General features: G+C 65.7%; 20 protein-coding genes and 2 pseudogenes. 4 read left to right on the top strand and 18 right to left on the bottom strand.

The window, feature by feature from the left end; translation table 11 throughout:
* Positions 1-61 precede the first annotated feature (61 nt).
* The 18 genes and pseudogenes from R4P95_RS23605 to R4P95_RS23520 all read right to left on the bottom strand — a co-directional run bounded on the left by R4P95_RS23605 (position 62) and on the right by R4P95_RS23520 (position 15,527).
* Entirely contained in the window at positions 62-403 is a 342-nt protein-coding gene (locus tag R4P95_RS23605) for an inorganic pyrophosphatase (protein ID WP_249353770.1), read from the bottom strand.
* Positions 404-583: 180 nt separating this feature from the next.
* Positions 584-1,240 (bottom strand): maleylpyruvate isomerase N-terminal domain-containing protein, encoded by a 657-nt coding sequence (locus R4P95_RS23600; protein ID WP_213572178.1) that lies wholly within the window; start codon positions 1,238-1,240, stop codon positions 584-586.
* Between the two features lie 210 nt (positions 1,241-1,450).
* Positions 1,451-1,831, bottom strand: a pseudogene (locus R4P95_RS23595) (CGNR zinc finger domain-containing protein); the annotation flags it as partial.
* A 470-nt stretch (positions 1,832-2,301) separates the two neighbouring features.
* Positions 2,302-2,709 (bottom strand): hypothetical protein, encoded by a 408-nt coding sequence (locus R4P95_RS23590; RefSeq protein ID WP_317744784.1) that lies wholly within the window; start codon positions 2,707-2,709, stop codon positions 2,302-2,304.
* Complete coding sequence (locus tag R4P95_RS23585) at positions 2,643-3,434, bottom strand: recombinase family protein (protein WP_317744785.1); 792 nt, start codon at positions 3,432-3,434, stop codon at positions 2,643-2,645. Before R4P95_RS23585 ends, R4P95_RS23590 begins: the two co-directional genes overlap by 67 nt.
* A gap of 159 nt (positions 3,435-3,593) precedes the next feature.
* A complete protein-coding gene (locus R4P95_RS23580; RefSeq protein ID WP_317744786.1) occupies positions 3,594-3,983 on the bottom strand; it encodes a Tn3 family transposase in 390 nt (129 codons plus the stop codon).
* A gap of 120 nt (positions 3,984-4,103) precedes the next feature.
* Positions 4,104-5,423 (bottom strand): PucR family transcriptional regulator, encoded by a 1,320-nt coding sequence (locus R4P95_RS23575; RefSeq protein ID WP_317744787.1) that lies wholly within the window; start codon positions 5,421-5,423, stop codon positions 4,104-4,106.
* Positions 5,424-5,481: 58 nt separating this feature from the next.
* Positions 5,482-5,796: an EthD family reductase gene (locus R4P95_RS23570; RefSeq protein ID WP_317744788.1), complete on the bottom strand. Its 315-nt coding sequence runs from the start codon at positions 5,794-5,796 to the stop codon at positions 5,482-5,484.
* A gap of 25 nt (positions 5,797-5,821) precedes the next feature.
* Positions 5,822-7,237 carry an NAD(P)/FAD-dependent oxidoreductase gene (locus R4P95_RS23565; RefSeq protein WP_317744790.1) on the bottom strand — a complete coding sequence of 472 codons (1,416 nt, stop codon included), beginning with the start codon at positions 7,235-7,237 and terminating at the stop codon, positions 5,822-5,824.
* The gene (locus R4P95_RS23560) at positions 7,234-9,063 is read right to left on the bottom strand and encodes a DUF3556 domain-containing protein (protein ID WP_317744791.1); all 1,830 of its coding nucleotides are present in this window, start codon (positions 9,061-9,063) and stop codon (positions 7,234-7,236) included. The genes R4P95_RS23565 and R4P95_RS23560 overlap by 4 nt, the downstream gene beginning before the upstream one ends.
* Before the next feature lie 104 nt (positions 9,064-9,167).
* Entirely contained in the window at positions 9,168-10,625 is a 1,458-nt protein-coding gene (locus R4P95_RS23555) for a class I adenylate-forming enzyme family protein (protein ID WP_317744792.1), read from the bottom strand.
* Between the two features lie 205 nt (positions 10,626-10,830).
* Entirely contained in the window at positions 10,831-11,223 is a 393-nt protein-coding gene (locus R4P95_RS23550; protein WP_317744793.1) for a site-specific integrase, read from the bottom strand.
* Between the two features lie 173 nt (positions 11,224-11,396).
* Positions 11,397-11,609 (bottom strand): hypothetical protein, encoded by a 213-nt coding sequence (locus R4P95_RS23545; RefSeq protein ID WP_317756809.1) that lies wholly within the window; start codon positions 11,607-11,609, stop codon positions 11,397-11,399.
* A gap of 52 nt (positions 11,610-11,661) precedes the next feature.
* A complete protein-coding gene (locus tag R4P95_RS23540) occupies positions 11,662-11,991 on the bottom strand; it encodes a hypothetical protein (protein WP_317744795.1) in 330 nt (109 codons plus the stop codon).
* A 272-nt stretch (positions 11,992-12,263) separates the two neighbouring features.
* Positions 12,264-12,449, bottom strand: coding sequence for a hypothetical protein (locus R4P95_RS23535; RefSeq protein WP_317744797.1), 186 nt, complete (start codon positions 12,447-12,449; stop codon positions 12,264-12,266).
* Positions 12,450-12,737: 288 nt separating this feature from the next.
* Positions 12,738-13,412 carry a helix-turn-helix transcriptional regulator gene (locus R4P95_RS23530; RefSeq protein ID WP_317744798.1) on the bottom strand — a complete coding sequence of 225 codons (675 nt, stop codon included), beginning with the start codon at positions 13,410-13,412 and terminating at the stop codon, positions 12,738-12,740.
* Between the two features lie 73 nt (positions 13,413-13,485).
* Positions 13,486-14,859 carry an MFS transporter gene (locus R4P95_RS23525; RefSeq protein WP_317744800.1) on the bottom strand — a complete coding sequence of 458 codons (1,374 nt, stop codon included), beginning with the start codon at positions 14,857-14,859 and terminating at the stop codon, positions 13,486-13,488.
* A 515-nt stretch (positions 14,860-15,374) separates the two neighbouring features.
* Positions 15,375-15,527 carry a hypothetical protein gene (locus R4P95_RS23520; RefSeq protein WP_317744801.1) on the bottom strand — a complete coding sequence of 51 codons (153 nt, stop codon included), beginning with the start codon at positions 15,525-15,527 and terminating at the stop codon, positions 15,375-15,377.
* Positions 15,528-15,627: 100 nt separating this feature from the next.
* Here R4P95_RS23520 and R4P95_RS23515 point away from each other — a divergent pair.
* From R4P95_RS23515 to R4P95_RS23500, 4 genes and pseudogenes are all read left to right on the top strand, one after another.
* Positions 15,628-15,897, top strand: a pseudogene (locus R4P95_RS23515) (acyl-CoA dehydrogenase family protein); the annotation flags it as partial.
* A 135-nt stretch (positions 15,898-16,032) separates the two neighbouring features.
* Positions 16,033-16,317 carry a hypothetical protein gene (locus tag R4P95_RS23510; protein ID WP_317744803.1) on the top strand — a complete coding sequence of 95 codons (285 nt, stop codon included), beginning with the start codon at positions 16,033-16,035 and terminating at the stop codon, positions 16,315-16,317.
* Positions 16,318-16,389: 72 nt separating this feature from the next.
* Complete coding sequence (locus R4P95_RS23505) at positions 16,390-17,148, top strand: enoyl-CoA hydratase/isomerase family protein (protein WP_317744804.1); 759 nt, start codon at positions 16,390-16,392, stop codon at positions 17,146-17,148.
* An 85-nt stretch (positions 17,149-17,233) separates the two neighbouring features.
* Positions 17,234-18,052 carry an enoyl-CoA hydratase/isomerase family protein gene (locus R4P95_RS23500; protein ID WP_317744806.1) on the top strand — a complete coding sequence of 273 codons (819 nt, stop codon included), beginning with the start codon at positions 17,234-17,236 and terminating at the stop codon, positions 18,050-18,052.
* Positions 18,053-18,127: the final 75 nt, after the last annotated feature.

Below are 18,127 nucleotides of genomic sequence, written 5' to 3'. Positions count from 1 at the left end.
ACATCTATCGACACGGATTCGGACCACGCGGGGCGCACCGCTGAACCCTGATCGGCGCGAGCTACCGGTGGACGATCGTGGCACCGAGACGAAGGCTGCCGGTGAGAAACTCGGCGACTCGGTCGATCTCGGTGAGCGAGCAGCTCACCAGTATTTTCACTTCTACGTCGCGTTTCATCGCGTCAACGGTGAGCGCGACCGCGGTGATGCCGGTGGTCGAATCCGTACCACGGAAAATATCGACGCCCGCGCCATCGGCTGCTGTGGTGCCGATCAGGTAGCCATAGTCCAGTGGGTAGGTGACGGCAGGATACCTCGGGTGAGCAGTGCCTTTCGGTCGATCTATCCGCACCTCGGCCGAGGAGACGAGACTGTCGAGGGCATCGAAGAATGACGTCTGCATCAATACAGTCTGCGGCATCTATGAGGCTCTGATCCGTCCGGTGGGGAATCGTTGACCGCTTCTGGTGCCGTTCCTGTGAGGTCGCGGTCAGGGACGTGCAAAAAGGCACGAGTGTCGTCGTCGCGCCGGGCAAGCCTGACGAGTGCCCTGGACCGACCGCGCCGCCGCGCTGGTAGGCAATTATCGGAGGACTAGCGGCAGTGTCGCGGTGAGCTCGCCCAGTTCGGCCTTCTCCGCGTCGGTCGGGGCCCGCCGTCCGGTGCCGACCAGCAGCGCGTCCCTGTCGGAGAACGACGTGGGGAAGGTGGTGCCGGCGATTTTCTCCAACATGTGGCGGGATTGGGCAAGTCCCTCGATGGGCGGCTGCGCAGCGTCCGGGAGGTGTGCGATGAGGTCGAGGTGGTGCAGCGTCCACTCCAGGACGTACGCGGTGAGGTAGTCGCCGGCGAGGAGGACCTGATCGCGGGTGCTGACCCGCAGGTCTGGGTCGGCGAGTTCGGCGGCGCGGCCGGCGGCGGAGCCAACATCGTCGAGGTGGAACTGCAGCAGCCGCGGCTCCTGGTACGCGGCGGCGAGCCGGACGATCAAGGAGTCGAGTGGGTCGTCGCCGCTTGGCGGTGTTTGGGCGAGGTCCCAGTAGGTCACCGCGTTGCGGGTAGGTTCCGAGTCGCTGGGAGTCGCGAGGGTGATCAGGACGTCCTGAGCGTCAATGATCAGGTGGCACACCAAGTCCCGCACGAGCCAGCCGGTGCAGCCGGAAGGATGTGCGAAGTCCTCGTCCGGAAGTTCGGCGACTGCCGTGCGCAACGCTGCCCAAGAATGTGAGAAGAGGTCCACAACGGCAAAGGTAGTGCGGTGCGGCAACGGCGGACAAGCGTCCCCGCCACGGGCGTCGACACCTTCGCGTCGCCACCGCAGCCTGTGACCACCCGGTGATCGATCGATTCATGGAATACCGCCGGACCGCCCGAGAATCGGCTCCCTCTGTCCATGTCCACTAGATGTGTCGCAGACGTGGGGCCCATCTGGATGTGCCGAGGGTGACGGTTACTTTGCCGAGTGGAAGTTCTTGCGCTGGTTGGCATTGAAGCGCGCTTTCTTCTGACGATTCCCGCACGTGTTCATGTCACACCACTTGCGGGTGCGACTTCGGCTGGTGTCGAAGAAGGCGGCTTGGCAGGTTGGCGATGCGCACAAGGCCAATTTTCCGTCTCGTTCGCCTGCGATGATGCTGATAGCGTCGGCGGCGATCACGCCTAGGGCATCTTCTACGCGGGAAGCCGAGCTCAGTCGCCATCGCCGATTGCCTTCGGACGTCAGGATAGCCGCGGCCCGGCCCTGAATGCTGCAGTCATTGATGACTTGGACAGCAGACGCAGGGAGAGCGTCCTGGATTGCGGCCGCTGTCGTTGCGGCGTGATTTGATTCCCCTCGAGTACCGTGACGTCGCAGCTGATACGACGGTTGGGACTTCTCGGGCCGGTACACGACTCTCGAAGGGGTAGGAACCGAATACGCCGGAAAGGGGCCGCAGGCGGGTGCAGATGCTGGTCAGCCGCCGCTGTCGGGGAGTTCATTCGCGTTGGAGCGAGTCGACCGAGGGGTGAAGGACCGGCGTTCTTTCCGGTCTTGATCCGCCCTCGGGGAACAGCGGAACAGCCGTTGGTGTTGAAATCGACCTTGGTCGACTTCGAGGTCGGGGCCGCGGGCGACTATGAGTGGTCTGGGCAAAGGAGCGTCGGGCTGATCTGCCATCCGGCGTTGGTGAGCCAGCGCTGGACGATGTCGGGCAGGTGGGCGGGGTCGGAGACGTTGGCGAGGGACGCGGTGAGGATCGGGCCGTCGCCGCAGACGGCGCACGAGATGTCGAGGGTTGGTCCGGTGGGATGACAGCTGCGTCAGTGCCGTCCGGTGGCGATCTGGTCCGGCCGCTCGCGGTCGGGTTCGAGCCAAGTGACGTCGAGGTCGGCGCGTTGGTGGATGGCCTGGGCGCGGGTGGTCGGCTCGTGTCCGCAGGTCGGGCAGGCGCGCGGGGACGGCGCCGCGAGGGGTGCCGGATCGGTCGGAGTCGGCGCTGCCTCGGGGGCACCGTCCGTCGTCGGTCTTGATGCTGCGGGCGAAGGTTGGGGTAGGGGCCCGTCCGGGTGGGGTGTTGCGCGCGTCGACTCGGCCTCCGCCAGCGCCCGGTAGAGGGAGGCGACCGAGGGGTGTCTGCCCGCGTTCTTGCCGGTCTTGATGGTCAGCTTCGTGGCGATCTGTGGCACCGGGGTGCCCTTGGCCTTGAGCGCGAGCGCGAAGGTGAGCATGTCCTCGTCGATAACCTTCGGCTGCCCGCCGTGGTGGCCCTTCGCGGCGGCGGCCTGCTGGCCTTCGAGGGTTTTTCCCGGATGTAGTTGCGGTCCAGTTGTGCGGCCACGGCCAGCACGGCGAAGAGCATGGCGCCCATGCCGTTCGGGTCGTAGATCCCGGTCAGCGGGCCGGTGAGCAGTTCGAGCTGGATATCGCCGACGTCCAGGGTCGCCGAGAGCGCCATGAGTTCGGCGGCATTGCGGGCGAGGCGCTTCATCTCGTGCGCGCACAGGATCACCGGTTGGTCGGGCGCGGCCTGCTTGATGTCCCGGGCGAGGGCGAGGGCCTTGTCGTACTCGGGCCGGACCGTGATCCGGCTGCTGATCTTCTCGGAGAAGATCCGCGTGCACCGGGCGCGTTCGAGCGCGTCGAGCTGGATCTGCAGATCTTGCTGGGCTGTGCTGCAGCGGGCGTACCCGATTCGGATCGGGGCTCCGGCCGGTGCCGGTTCGGCCGCCTCGACGGGCGGGCGGGGCGTCCACGGCGCCCCGGGGCTGCGGTTGGTGGGGACGGGGGCGGCCAGGGACTCGCGCAGCGCGGGCACGAGGATGAACCGGGCGGTGTGGTACTTCGCGGCGACTTTGCCCGCCCGCGTCCGGCAGGCGCTGCCCGCCGGCACCTCGCACTTGGGACACCGGTGGCGCTCGACCGCGGCGGCGGCCTGTTCCGGGGTCAGATCCATCCCCGAAGTGTCGCAGAACTCCCTCTCAGAAGTGGCGAGTTGTGAGAGGAGTTTTGAGAATGACGACCTGGGCGAACACGAGCCCGGCGAGGTGTTCTCAGCACGGCGGGTCCGCCTTGATACCGCCGGGATCTGCGTCGCGTCCGCGGAGTCGGGCGCTCACGCGCGTGATCCGAACAGCACTCGCGGTTCCAGGTCCAGCCGGGTGACCGGCGCTTGTTCGGGTGGGGACAGGTTGAGCACGAGGTCGCCCATGCGGCGGATGGTGTGTTGGATGTACGGGGTAATGGTGGCCAGATCGTCGGCGTCGACGGGATAGCCCTCGGCGGCGAGGCCGTTGGCGACGTCGGTGATGTCCAATGCGGTCGAATAGATCGCACAGTTGGCCAGCAGCTCGTTGAACCTGACCACCCGTTCCTGGTGGTCGGGGTCGTTGTGGCCGATCAGCCTGCCGCCGATCATCAGCCATTCCGAGTAGCCGTGGAACGCCTCGGCCTTGTTCGTGACCGCCGTGATCTGCTCCCGCAGCCCGGGTTCGGGGACTGGCATCGGGGCCCTCGTGCCGCTGCCATCGAAAACACTTGGCGGATTGTGCTCGGGAAACCTTGGTGAGTCCTGATCGCGGCGGAAAGACGTAGTTACATCGTTGAATCGGAGAACGTATCCGATTCAGCGTCTGGGCTTCCTCACCAGAACCGTCGAGCCGAGGAAGTGGCACACGTTCAGAGCAACCGCGATGTCGACGCGATTCGACGTGACGGAACTGTCTCGCTCCTCCAACGCCTTCTCGACCCTGTACTTGACCGTGTTGCGGTGGAGATTCATCAGCTCGGCAGTCCCGGTGTAGTTCTCGCCGGTCAGGTAGAAGACGCGGAGCGTCTCACGCAGGGTTGCCGAACGGTCATCGTCGACCGCGAGGCGTCCCAGCACCTCGGCGATCCAGAGCCGCGTCGACTCGATGTCCCTGGCGAGCAACGACGTCACGGCGACGCCGTCGTCGCCGAAGCTGACGACTGGCGACGCGCTCTTGCCCGGCACCGCCGCGACCGAGCGCGAGGCCTGCGCCTGCGAATGCGTGCGTCGGAAACCGACGATCCCCCGGGCGGGAAGTCCGAGGGAAACCCGACATCCGCCGCTCTCGGCTACGACGCGGCACAGCTCGGCCATCTGGCCTGATGAGGGCCTGGCCGCGAACGGCAGCCACGCCCACGCGGTCCCGCGGTCGACGGCGGTGGTCAGTGGTGGCGCAACACAGTTGGCGGCCGTCGCCATCTTGCGCACCACCTGCTGCAGCAGTCGCAGCTCGTCGGGCACCGACTTGCTGCTGACCGTCCAGATCACGACGCCGACGTGGAACGGCTCGAGACGATACCCCGTCTCCGCCTCGAAGCCGAGGCCGTCCGACGACTTGCTGTTGAGCATCTCGTGGACGAAGGAGGCGTGGACGTTGCCACGGGCGCTGATCCAGCGCAGCCGCTCCTGCTCGTAGACATCGAAGACGTACTGCGAAATCCAGTCGACGTAGTAGCCCGCGACCATCGACATGTGGTGGAGGACCTTGAACTTGTCCTCCGACGTGCAGTCCAGCGACTGGACGTCCGGAAAGATCTGCTCGATGAAGTCGTCCTTGCCGACGTGATAGGCGCGCACGAGTGAGTTGGACGGGATGTCGCGCTGCGCGAGCCGCACCGCGTACTCAACGGCGGCGGTCGTCGGCTGGAGGTGCTCGATGGGGATGTTGTTGATCAGGACGTGGATGACGGTCTTGACGTTGGCGTCGGTGCTCGCGTGCATGAGCTCGAGGATCTGGTCGTCAGCGTCGAGGTACTTCACCTCGCGAGCGATCAGGTCACTCATGCCTCGCGCGATCCACGGCTGGCGCGCATCCATGCGGCTTGCCGCCTCGGACACCAGCGCGATGATCCGGCTGTCGGGCACCTGGCGGCCGAGTGGTCCAGTTGTGCCTTCCGGCTCGGGTTGCGTGGTCATACGGCGCTCCTCACGCAAGGTTCGTACTATATCCCTCATTTCCCGGATTCGCAGCTGCTCATAGGAGGGTGGTGACAGGACCGGCTAGGATCGTGACTCCGGCCGCGGCGAAGTTCGACAGGTCGGCGACGGCCTGCTGGCCGACCTCGCCGCCCAGCGCAGCAGCGAAGGACGCCTCGTCGTCGAATGTCAACGTCGAGACCAGGTGATACTCCGACGGCTTGCCCTTCGGGCCCGGTGCCGGGTGGGTCATCGTGAACCTGCGAAGACCTGGGAGAGTCGCCGCGAGCGGGGCGTGGACCGTCGCGTAGTGGTGGTCGAACGTCGCCACGTCCTCCGGGGTGCGGTACATGCCGATCATCTGGAAGCTCATGGGCTCTCCTCCTGGTGGTGGGTGGTCATGTCCGAAGACGTCCGAGCGCGAGGTTCGCAGCGTTGTAGCCGCACATCCCGTGGGCGCCGGCTCCCGGCGGTGTCGCCGCCGAGCACAGCGACACCCCGTCGATGCCGGTTGAGTACGGGTCGAGGGTCGCGCGCGGGCGGAAGACCAGTTGCAACGGGTCGTTGGCGCCGGTCACGACGTCCCCACCGACGTAGTTGGCGTTGTGCACCTCCATCGCTGGGACGTCCCGGACGTGGCGGGCAAGGATCCGGTCGCGGAAGCCCGGCGCGAACCGTTCGATCTGCGACTCGATCGCCTCGGTTGCGTCGCCGGTCCAGCCGGTGGGCACATGGGCGTAGGCGTAGAACGGGTTGACGCCGTCCTTCGACCGCGAGGGATCCGCGACGTACTGCTGGCCGGCCAGGATGTAGGGCCGCTCGGGCATCGTGCCGCGGGAAATCTGCTTCTCGCTGGCCGCGATCTCGTCGAGCGTGCCGCCGACGTGGATCGTGCCGGCACGACGCGCGGGCTCGTATGTCCACGGCACCTCGTCCTCGATCGCGAACTCGACCTTGAAGGCTCCCGGGCCGTGGCGGTAGCGGTTGAGCGCCCGGGAGACGCGCTTCGGCATCCGGTCGCCGGCGACGCGGGCTGCGGCGGCGGGCGCCAGATCGAGCATCACGAGGTCGGGTGAGCCGAGCTCGTCGAGCGAGGTTACCTCGACACCGGTCTCGACCTTGCCGCCAAGGCTTTCGAGCATCGACACCATGGCACGACTGATCGCCCCGGAGCCTCCTTGTGCGACGGGCCAGCCGTAGCGGTGGGCAGCCGTCCCGAGCGCCACGCCGATCGCCGAGGAGACCGGCGACCCCAAGGGACGGAAGGCGTGGGCGGCGACACCTGCGAACAGCGCCTGCGCCTCCTCGCTCGACCACCGCCGCGCCAACAGGCTGGCCGGCATCGCGGAGTACGCCCCGAATCGGGCCAGCTTGATGGGGTGCGCCGGCGCGTGCAGGATCGGTCGCAGGAAGTCGACGGCGATGTCGTCGAAGCGCTCGGTCAGCGGCCCGAACATCGACCGCCACCGTTTCCCGTCGGCCCCGAGCCCGGCGGCCGTACGCTCGACCGACTGCCAGGCAGCGGCCCCACGCCCGTCGTTGAGGGGGTGGGCGTACTGGATCTCCGGCCAGAGCCAGCTCAGGCCGTACGACTCGAGGTCGAACGCCCGGGAGAACGGCGTGTCCACGGCCAGGGGATGGAAGCCCGAGCACTCGTCGTGGATCAGGCCGGGGAGCGTCAGCTCACTGCTACGGGTCCCGCCGCCCGGGGTGTCGGCCGCCTCGAGCACACGGACCGACACCCCCTCGGCGGCGAGGGTGAGGGCGGCAGCGAGCCCGTTGGGCCCGCTGCCGACCACGACAGCATCGGTCACGCGTCCACCGCATCAGGTGCCGACACGGTCAGCTCGGGCTTGGCGAGCTTCGGGTGGCTCACCCGCTCGTAGCCGGGCATCCGCCAGTCGACCACGGTCTCGATGGCGCCGTTCGGCAGCCACGGCTGCTCGGCAACGGCGTCCTTGACCGCATAGCTGCCCCGCTCGACGACACCGAGCGCCGCATCGACAACCTTGTACTGCTGCCGACCGTTGAAGATCGGCTCGGACTCGATCCACACCACGATGAGCTCACCCGGGTCGAGCTGGGCACGCCGCTGCAGGGCCTCGATGAACACGGGGTCGTGCAGGTGGCCGTCACCGAAGTTGAAGGCCGCGATCGCGTTGAAGCTGTACTCCGCCTCGCGCAAGATGTAGTGGTCGATGTCGTCGCCGAGCTGCTTCATCATGACCGAGTTGAGGCCGCGCCCGTGGCTGTGCAGCGAACGCCAGCCCAGGATCTGCTCGAGCACGACCTCGGAGACCTCGGGCCCGTAGATCGCCGAGAGCTGGTGGAAGGTCATCGGGGACGACTTGATGATGCGCTCCTCCAGCTTGTCCTCGACACCGGGAGCCATGGCCCACATGCCGGTCGCCCAGTTGCCGGCGTACTGACGCATTGAAGGCAGGAAGGAGACCAGGTCCGGGCGCAGATTTCCGAGCACCGGGAAGAACAGGACACCGACGAGGGTCGCGATCAGCAGACCTGGGTGCATGTCACCGACACCGTAGCCGTCACGCGCCGGGTAGCCCAGGAACAGGAACACCGTGAGGAACATGAAGAGCACGTTCCACTCCAGCGGCGTCGCGAGCGGGAATGTCGAGGTGATGACGAGGTGGAACAGCAGCATCAGCCCGACCGCGATCGCCGTCACGAGCACGTTGGTCGAGAACAGCAGAACGAAGGGCGTGACGCACTCGACGAGCGTTCCGCCGATGTGGGCCACCCCGGTGCCGATGTGCGAGGGACGCAGGTCGTCGGGGAAGCTGCGGTAGTGGGCGCGCTTGACGGCCTTGGACGTGATCCACGGCGTGTTGCTGATCATCGGCGGGATCACCATCGCGAAGTGACGGCTCCACTTCGACACTCCTGCACCAACCCACACCGCGACGATGAGCAGCTTGGCCGCGACGATCATGTCGACGAACGGGAAGAAGGCGAAGAAGATCAGCGCCGGCAGGTACTGCTCACCGCGGGAGGCCAAGAAGATGACCTTGTCTCGCAGGCCCACAAGGATGAGCAGAGCGCCGACGACGATGGCGAGCACCGGGAGGACCAAACCGTGATTGTCGCTACCGATGGCCCTGTCCAGAGTCGAGCTGGTGTGCCCCGGTGACACGAGCGCGACGACGATCGAAACGATGTAGACGACGTACAGAGCCGCATCGCCCACCGTGCGCGAGTCACCACTGGTGAAGGGCACCTTTCCCGGCCACGGAGGAAGCCGAATCGTCTTCGGTCTTGCCCAGTAGCGGCATCCGCCTGTCTTGGGCGTGAAGTGGCCGGACAGCGGACCCCAGGAACCGCCGAAGCCGATCGACTCGAGCAACAGGGTCCACAGGATCGCCTTCTGGTAGAAGATCGGCTCGTTCCACCAGTCATTGACGTGGAACGGGTTCATGCCGGAGGTCAGCGTCGCGATAGCGATGCCGCCGATGATGAACGGGAAGAACAGGCGTGCGACGTACAGGAGCGGGACGATGACGGCGCCGCCGAAGCCGTACTCCACCCAGTGCGTCGACATCACCTTGAGTCGATCTCGGTATGGCATGTCCATGAACGTCGCCGGATCGACCGGCGGGAAGTTCCCTGTCTTCAGTCCCATCGTGCTCTCCTTGCTTCTTTTGGTTGGCCGGTCCCGGACGGTTGGTCACAGGCGCGGTCGATCGCCCGGAGACACTCCGGGTTCTGACGAGTGGTGCGGTGGTCCTACTGCGGTTGCAGCGATGCTCTGAGGGACGGCTTGTCGATCTTTCCCACGGGGTTGCGGGGCAGTTCGCCAAGGATCGTGATGCCGGCGGGGATCTTGACCTTCGTCAGGTCCTGCCGGCACAGCTCGAGGAGATCTGCGACCGACAGACTCGAGCCGGGGTAAGTCGTGACAAACGCGATCGGGATCTCGCCGTAGCGGTCGTCGGGCTGTCCGACGACCGCGGCCTCGAGAACATCGGGATGGCTGACCAGCACCGACTCGATCTCCTTGGGGTAGAGGTTCTCTCCACCGCGGATGATCATGTCCTTGATGCGGTCGACCAGCGTCAGGTACCCCTCGTCGTCGAGCACGCCCACGTCACCCGTGTGCAGCCACCCGTCGACCACGGTCAACGCCGTCTCGGCCGGCCGGTTGAGGTAGCCACCCATGACGTTGGGGCCCTTGACGACGACTTCACCGGACTCGCCCGTCGGTCGACGCGTGCCGTCGGGCGCGACGATCGCTATCTCCTGGCCCGGCAACGCAGTCCCGACCGAGCCGAGTTTGCGAACCCCGTCCAGCGGGTTGCAGGCCGAGGCGCAGGTGCCCTCGGTCAGGCCATAGCCCTCGACCAGCGAGAAGCCGTAGCGTTCGGAGACACGCTCCAACAGCTGTCGGGAGACCGGCGCAGCACCACAGTTGACGAACCTCAACGATGAGGTGTCCGGGTCGACATCGTCAGGAAGCTCGGCCAGTCGCGCGTAGATCGTGGGAACGGCCGCGAAGTACGTCGGACGGTAGGTCTCGATCGCGGCCAGGAACTCGTACGGCTCAAAGCGCTCGAGGATCGTCAGCTCACCACCGTTCAGCATCGCGGGCAGGAAGCTCACGCAGATCGCGTTGGCATGGAACAGGGGTAGAACGAGCAGGCACCGGTCGGCCGCAGTGATGAGTAGCCGCTCGGAGATCTGCGACGACATGGCCAGCAGGTTGCCGTGCTCGATCATCACGCCCTTCGGCTGACCGGTCGATCCGCTGGTGTAGATCAACAGGGCGAGGTCGTCCTCTGCCGTGACAGGCTCCTCGAGAGGGCCGGCTGCGGAAGGATCTATGTCATCCACGAGCATGGCGGGCACTCCGCCTGTCGGAGAGTCCGGCGACGCGACGACGATGAGGACCGCGCCAGAGTCGCTGACCTGGTAGTTGACCTCACGTGCGGTGAAGACCGGATTGATCGGGGTTGCCGCTGCTCCGAGACGCCAGGCCGCCATCATGGCGAGAAGAAGCTCGATGCGGTTGGGCAGCATGATCGCAACCACGTCACCCCGGGTGACGCCGGCACCGGCGAGCTGGACGGCCAAGGCATCGACCCGTGCCGCAACCTCCGCGAAGGTCAGCTCACTGCGGGAGTCACGCAGGCACGGCCTTTCGGCGCGGTCGACCGGCTGCAGCCAAGGGAGATACGCGATGGTCACGTGATGATTCCTACATCGAGTCGTGGTGACGGGCACCACCTTTTGTGGTGTGACTCAGGACACTAGTTATGCGTGAAGCCCGTACCTATAGGGATGACGGACGAAGTTCACCGCCGCGTTTGTGCACGTTGCACGAACAGCACCAACCCGTCGACATGGCGATGGCCGGACCCGTGAAGGCCCGACCATCGGCGCGCCCGTGAGGTCAGTGCAGCTCGAGAGACCGAACGATCCCGGCCGGCACCTGCCGCGCCCCGCCGCCTTCTCCCCGGCCCGGCCACGGCGACCACAGCGCGGCCTCGCGCTGCCGAATCGGGTTCGCCCGCACCAGATCCTGCTCGAAGGCCCACACGTAGAACTGATTGACCGTGGCGACCTCGCGATCCCACGTAGAGTCCTGCACTCGTGGCCCGCGCTCATCCCGGCGCCGCCACCACTCGTAGGCCGCCCGGTCGTCCTCCGTTGCGTCCCGCCACCCTCGGCCGTCCCTCGCCGACCACAGGAACGAGAAGAACGTCCGCAGATCCCTCGCGTGCGCGACCTGCGTGTTCCACGGCGAATGCGCCAACCACACCGAGAAATACCGGTTCAGCGCCACGTCTGTTGCCCGTCACTGAAGATGCAGATGATCGCGTCGCTGTAAATGCAGACGGTTTCGGAGGGTTTTCGAGGTTTTCGTCGGCATGGTGACGGCGTCGTCGTCACGCTGACGGCGTGGTCTGCACGTTGACGGCTGGCTGCGGGCATGCGGATACCCCGCGGGACCGGTTTTCAGCCGCCGCGGGGTGGTGCGAGGAGACGTCCACGGGTGTACATCCCGATAAGAGTCCATGGCGGGTCCTCGAACCCGAACCGTTCACGGGCGTGGAAGGCCGCGGCGGCCAGCATTGTCAGTGCGTGATGCAGCGGATTGCGGGTGTTGCGGATGCGGCTGAACGCGTCGGCCGCGTACGTGGCGAGGCGCTCACAGCCTTGGGTGTACATCCAGTGCAGATGCTCGGGCGGGACTCGTCGCAGCCATCGGCGAACGGTCGATTCAGGCCGGTCCAGACGTTCCGCGATGCGCAGGGTATCCGAGCCCATTCGCCTTGTGCACAAACGCCGTTCCGATGACCTCGGTGGTGTCGGCACGGCGCACCTGCAGCGCTGTCGGCAACAGCACCTGGGTCTTGCTGCAGCCGGCGCAACGTACCCGGGCAGGACGGGCGGTCACGGTGCTGGTGCCGAGCCCGCGGACGGTGCGGATGCGGCCGAATCCCCATTTGCGCAGGACGTCGCCGCATTCAGGGCACGCCATCGCACCGGATGCCAGGTGCTCCTCGGCGTCTTCGGCGCGCAGAACGACGATCACAGGGGAAGGCTCCATTCATAGTTCTTCAGTCTTGACTAGCACAGGGCCGGAGCACCAGCGGCCAATTGGTGTTGGGCGGTGAGACTTGCACCGCCGCCGTCACCTTCGATGCAGACGACGAACCACGCCGTCACCGTGCCGACGGGCGGATCGCGGTATCTGGCGGTGAGCCGGGACGCCTCCGTCGTCTGCACACTGACGGTGCAGAGGAAGTGAACTCAACCGAAGAGCTCTTCGGAAAGCTCGTTGACGGAACACCCCTGATTCGTCTGCATACAGAGCGACCGTCAACACACGTCATACTCACCGCGCGGCCCCAGTTGGAACGGCTGGTCCTCCGGTGCGCCCCGCTCGGCCGAGTCCTCCGGTAAGCGCGAGAACAGCTCGGGAAACGCCCGCATCAACGCGGTGTCCTCACGCGGACGCACCGGCTCGCGCCGGGTGAAGTGCACCCACCACCCCATGATCGACATGACGGCGGAGGCTACTACCGGACAGTTCAAAAGCGCATAACCGAAGATGGACGGTTGGCGCGGTGCCGTCTCGAGCCGCGGCTTGTGGTCGCGCGCGGGTCGCTCCTTGAATACCCGAGTCTCGGCGAGTACTACCGCAACCCCTCGTCCCCCATTCAGCCGGAACCGCGAAGGGCCGGGAAAGCGGTCCTCCACGGTGACTGGGCTTCGCGCGCCCGCTAACCGAGGCGCAACTGCTGGCGCCGAGATCGCGAGGTCACCGTGTCGGCGACAGTCGCCGCCCAGCTATCACCGATTTGGCGATTCCGGCGCGCGCCGTTGTGCCACCCAGGTCGCGATCTGAGTGCGGGAGTTGAACCCAAGTTTTTCGAAGATGTGCTCCACGTGTACGTCGACGGTGCGTCGGGAGATGACCAGCTTGGCCGCCACGTCCTTGCTCGACATTCCCTGCGCCACCAGGTCCGCGACCTCGCGCTCTCGAGGTGTCAACAAGCTGTCGGCCTGTCGGGGCTCGACGGGGGAGACTCGGTGCTCTCGGAGCGCGAAGGTCAGCATGTCCTCAACGGTGAGCTGGCCTCCACGCGCAAACGCGGTGTCGAAGCCGGGGTTGCCCATCGCCTGCCGAGCCATGTTCTCGAACTGTTCGCGCCGCGCGAGCAGGTGTTTCGCTCCGAGCAGTGGGACGCCAATGGTCTGCCAGGCCTGGTCCGATGCGCCGAGGAGTACGGCGGCCCGCTCGCAGTCGCCGCTCGCCGCGGCGGTCCAGGCGAGAACGTCCAGGATGAACGCCAGGCCCAGACTGTCCTGGGTGAACCGCTTGAGTTGGAGCGCCTCGCACAGATCGGCTTCGGCCTGCTCGAGCTCGCCCTGGAGGAGCCTCGAGAACCCCTTCGCCCACATGGCGTAGGACAACAGCCAACGCTCGCCGGCCTGCTTGCACTGTTCGCATGCCTCCTCAACCACGTCGGCGGCTCTGTCCAGCTCGCCCGGTTGTCCTTAGCCCCAGGAGAACCCGAAGATCCCCAGCTCGAAGGGCCTACCCAGGCATATCCGCCCGATTCTCGGCGAGTACTACCGCAACCCCCCGCTGACGGGCGGCGGTGTCATCGCGTCCCGCCGCGGCCAGGTCGATGCCCTTGGTCTCGGGGATCAGGCGCCAGGCCGTGAACGCGGTGAGCAGGGCGAGCGACATGATGTAGAAGTTCGCGGCCCAGGGGACGTCGAGGCTGTTGAGCAGCTGGTTCACGTAGGGGGCACTTCCGCCGAAGATCGCCGAGGCACTCGAGAAACCGATACCGAGTGCCATCGCCCGGATCGGCGTCGGGAGAATCTCGGGCATGGCGGCGGAGACACAACTTCCTGCGCAGACAATCATCAGGCCGACAGTGGCGGCGACCAAGAGCGTCCACGGCCGATCGCTGATCAGGGTCATCAGCGGGAACTGAAGGACGACGATGCCGACGCCGAAGGTGATGAGCATGGGACGTCGGCCGATCTTGTCCGACAGCAGGCCGAACCAGGGCACGGCGACAGTGGCGATGACGGTGGCAATTAGTGACATCCAGAATGCCGAGTTGGCGTCCATGCCCTTCTGCACGATGGCGTAGGTCGATGCGTAGGACAGCCAGGTGTAGTGCGCGGCGCTGATACCGGACATCAGGGCGAAGCAGAGCAGGATGCCGCGGATCAGCTGCCTGCGGGAGACCGGCGGCGCAGTGGTCGTGCCCGAAAACACGCCTGCGGCATGCTCTTCGAACACCTCACTCTCATCCATTTGGCGGCGGAGGATCAAGACGACAACCGCGAAGGCGCCGCCGAGCAGGAACGGAATGCGCCAGGCCCAGTTCGAGACGGCGGTAGCGTCGAGGGCGCCGGTGACCGTCGCGCCGGTCAGGTAGGCGATCACGGCTCCACCGAAGACGGCGACGAAGGTGAAGCTGCCCCACATACCGCGGCGCTGCGGAGTGGACATTTCCGTGATGTAGACGGCCACGGTCGCGGATTCGCCACCGTGCGCGAAGCCCTGGATCAGTCGCAGTGCCAGCAGAAGCACCGACGCCCAGGTGCCGATGGAGTCGTAGGTCGGCATCAGTCCGATCGCCAGGCTTCCGCAGGCCATCATCAGCATCGTCGCGATGAGCACGAACTTACGTCCGCGGCGATCGGCGAGCCGACCGAAGAAGACTCCTCCGAGCGGGCGCATCAGGAAGCCGACAGCAAAGACGGCCAGCGTGGAGAGCAGGGAGGAGACAGGATCGTCGGCATTGAACACTGCCGCGGCGATGAACGGTGCAAAGACAGCGTAAGCGGTCCACTCGTACCACTCGAGTACGTTGCCGACACCGCTCACTACGACGGAGCGCAGCGGCGAACGGCGCCGCGCCGCGTCGGGCGCGATTGTATGGGTCATGAGGGCTCCTGAGTCGAACAGTGCTGGGAAACCGGTTAAGGCTGGTGACAAAGGACGCGACAATTCTTGGATCAGGGACACCACCAAGGTATGGATGAGTGAAGGGCGACACGTAGGACAACCGTGCCCACTGGGGGGAGGGAAGCGCCCTTCTCCATCCAGTTCGAGTATCAGCTTCCAGGAAGGGACTGGAACATCGTGAAGCTGGTCACGACATGCGGGTACTCGGGCCAGCGGAGGTATCGAGGCCTTCCACCTACGTCCCTCCCCCATTCAGCCGGAGCCACGAAGGGCCGGGAAAGCGGTCCTCCACGGTGACTGGGCTTCGCGCGCCCGCTAACCGAGGCGCAACTGCTGGCTCCGAGATCGCGAGGTCACCGTGTCGGCGCCAGTCGCCGCCCAGCTATCGCAAGCGTTAGGCCGTCCGCACATTTGCTTGGACGGCCTAATGCTTGCCAACAAGCATCTCGGCATTGGGCTGTCACCGTGGTGGACAGCCCAAGACGTATTCCGAATCAGCGTCGATCGGTGAGTGCCTGGATCAGTGTTCGCAATCCGTCGGCATCGAGGTGGTCGACGAGGGTGTCGGCGAGCGTGGCTGGGTCGGCTTCCAAGCGACGGAAAGTGCGGGTGACCTTCGCCGCGGTGACGGGAGTTCTTGTTGGCATACGGTTTTCAGGATCAGGTGTGGGATCCGGCTCGGGCTTCTTGTGTTCTCGCTGTTGTTCGGCTGCCCAGGCTTGGACTTGGGCCTCAGGTCGGTACACAAGCGGGTGGCTGATGGACGTAGTCGGAAACAAGGGCGCGCACAGCGAGATTCAGGCGATCAAGATCGCAACACCGACAACGGTGTAGTGGATCCTCGACAAGGCGATTCAAGTTCACGGCGCAGCAGGCCTGTCACAGGACTTCCCCCTCGCGAACATGTATGCCGGGATCCGCACTCTTCGCTTCGCCGACGGGCCGGACGAGGTGCACAAGAACGCTCTGGCGAGAAACGAGCTCCGCCGCCGGGCAGCAGAACGCGCAGCACGATGAGGCCCAGTCGAGGCTTCATCGACTGTTATGTCCCGACGGTGGGCGCGTTCGTCCCTGTGGCGCCGCCCTGCGCGCCCTTACGGTCGATGAAGACCGCAAGCGAGAGAAGAGGATGTGCCGATGTCCGGTGAGGACGTGGAGTTCGACGCCGATGGCGTGACATTGCGCGGCTGGTTCTACACAGCGCAAGGAACTGATTCTCCCGCGCCGGCCGTCGTGATCGCGCACGGCTTGTCCGGCGTGAAGGAAATGCATCTCGACGACTTCGCCGAGGTGTTTTCGTTCGCGGGCCACGAACGAGCGCTCGAACCGAAGCGGCTTGTCGTCACGGACGGTAGGCACTTCGATCCCTATATGGGCGTGATCTTCGACCAGGCCGCGCAGGCAGCCTGCGACCATTTCACGGCTCATCTGACATAGCGGTTTGGTCGACTCCGGCGGTTGCTCTCAACAGACTGTCTGGATATTCGGCCGGGAAGGTTGCACGGCGAAATGCAAGATATCTCCTACCAAGAAGTAGGCCACGTCGGGGTGATCACGCTGATGCGGCCCGAGGTGCACAACGCGTTACGGCTCGAGACCTACGCCGAGCTGACCGAACTCGTGCACAACGCGACGGCTCGCGTATTGGTCATCACCGGTGCCGGACGATCCTTCTGCTCGGGCGACGATGTCCGAGCGGTGGGCGGTGGCGCAGGTCCGGGCCCGGTGTTTGACGAAGAAATCACTCCGGCCGCGGGGGCCCTGTTGGCCACAGATATTCCGGTCATCGCGGCTGTGAATGGCACCGCCGTGGGATGGGGGATGGAGCTTGCGCTGCTGGCCGACATCCGCATCGCGGCACGGAGTGCGCGTTTCGGCGAGCTGTTCGTCAAACGGGGGTTGTGCAGTGACGTAGCGGGGCTCGGCCGCCTCGCGCAGATCGTCGGGCGCGAGCTGGCAGCAGAGTTGCTTTTCACTGGCGAGATGATCGACTCGGAGAGGGCCCGGCAGATCGGACTTGTCAGCCGAGTCGTCGACGACGAGCAGGTGATGCCGGTCGCACTCGAGCTGGCGGAGAAGATCGCGGCGAACCCGCCGTTGGCTGTCGCCGCGACCAAGCGCGGCCTTCGACTCGCACTGGATCCTGACTGGCATGAATTCGGACGCTGGGTGACCGCCACACGGACGTCGTTGTTCACCACCGAAGATCACAGTGAGGGTGTCCGCTCATTCCTCGAGAAGCGCGAGCCGCGGTATGTCGGTCGCTGATCGCGTCGGCTGCGAACAAGGTGTTTCGCAGCCGTGGGGCGGTGAGCGATCGACACCGGTCGCGGAGAACAAGGAGCGCAAGCCGATGAGTTCTACACGAGACAGCGCCGCTGATTCCGGGGCATCCGCAACGAACTCCGTGCTCGTCACGCGAAGCGGCGCGATACTCACCCTGACGATCAACCGTCCCCATCGCAAGAATGCACTCGACGAGGCCGCTTTCACCCGACTTCGAGACGAGATACGAAACGCAGGAGCCGACGAGACCGTCCGTGCTGTCGTGCTGACAGGGGCCGGAGGAGACTTCTGCTCCGGCGCCGACCTTGCAGGTGAGAAGGAGCCGCGACACCCTCTGAACCGGATGCGCTGGATGGGTGACATCGCCGAGGCGTTGCATCACTTGCCGCAACCGACTGTGGCCAGGGTCGAAGGTGTCGCGGTGGGAGCCGGGTGCAATCTCGCGCTCGGATGCGATCTGGTTGTCGCCTCCACCACGGCACGCTTCTCCGAGATCTTCCCCAGACGCGGTATGTCCGTCGATTTCGGCGGATCGTGGCTCCTGCCTCGCGTCGTAGGGCTTCAGCAGGCGAAGCGGATGGCCTTCTTCGGCGAGATCATCGATGCCGACGAGGCACTGCGGATCGGAATTGCGACCTGGGTGAAGGCACCGGACGAGCTCGACCACTTCGTCCTGGACCTGGCTACTCGGCTGGCCAGCGGTCCTCCCATCGCGCTTGCACAGTCCAAGGTGATGATCAACCAAGCGAGCAGCTCGACATTCCGTGAGGCCTTGGAAGGTGAGTCCCGTGCCCAGCTGATCAACTTCGCGACCGACGAGCCCTTGGCATCGCGGGCGTTTCTCGACAAGACCGAACCCACATTCGAAGGGACCTGGCAGTTATGAGCGAAACCGACCACCGCCGTTTCCGGCGCGACTACCGAGCGTCAGCGCACGTCGGCGCACCTTCACCCTCACCGA

It is taken from the genome of Rhodococcus sp. IEGM 27, from assembly GCF_033142305.1.
Classification (GTDB): domain Bacteria; phylum Actinomycetota; class Actinomycetes; order Mycobacteriales; family Mycobacteriaceae; genus Rhodococcus_F; species Rhodococcus_F oxybenzonivorans.
Note: the sequence above shows the minus strand (reverse complement) of the source record. Positions and strands in the feature narration are given on the sequence as shown.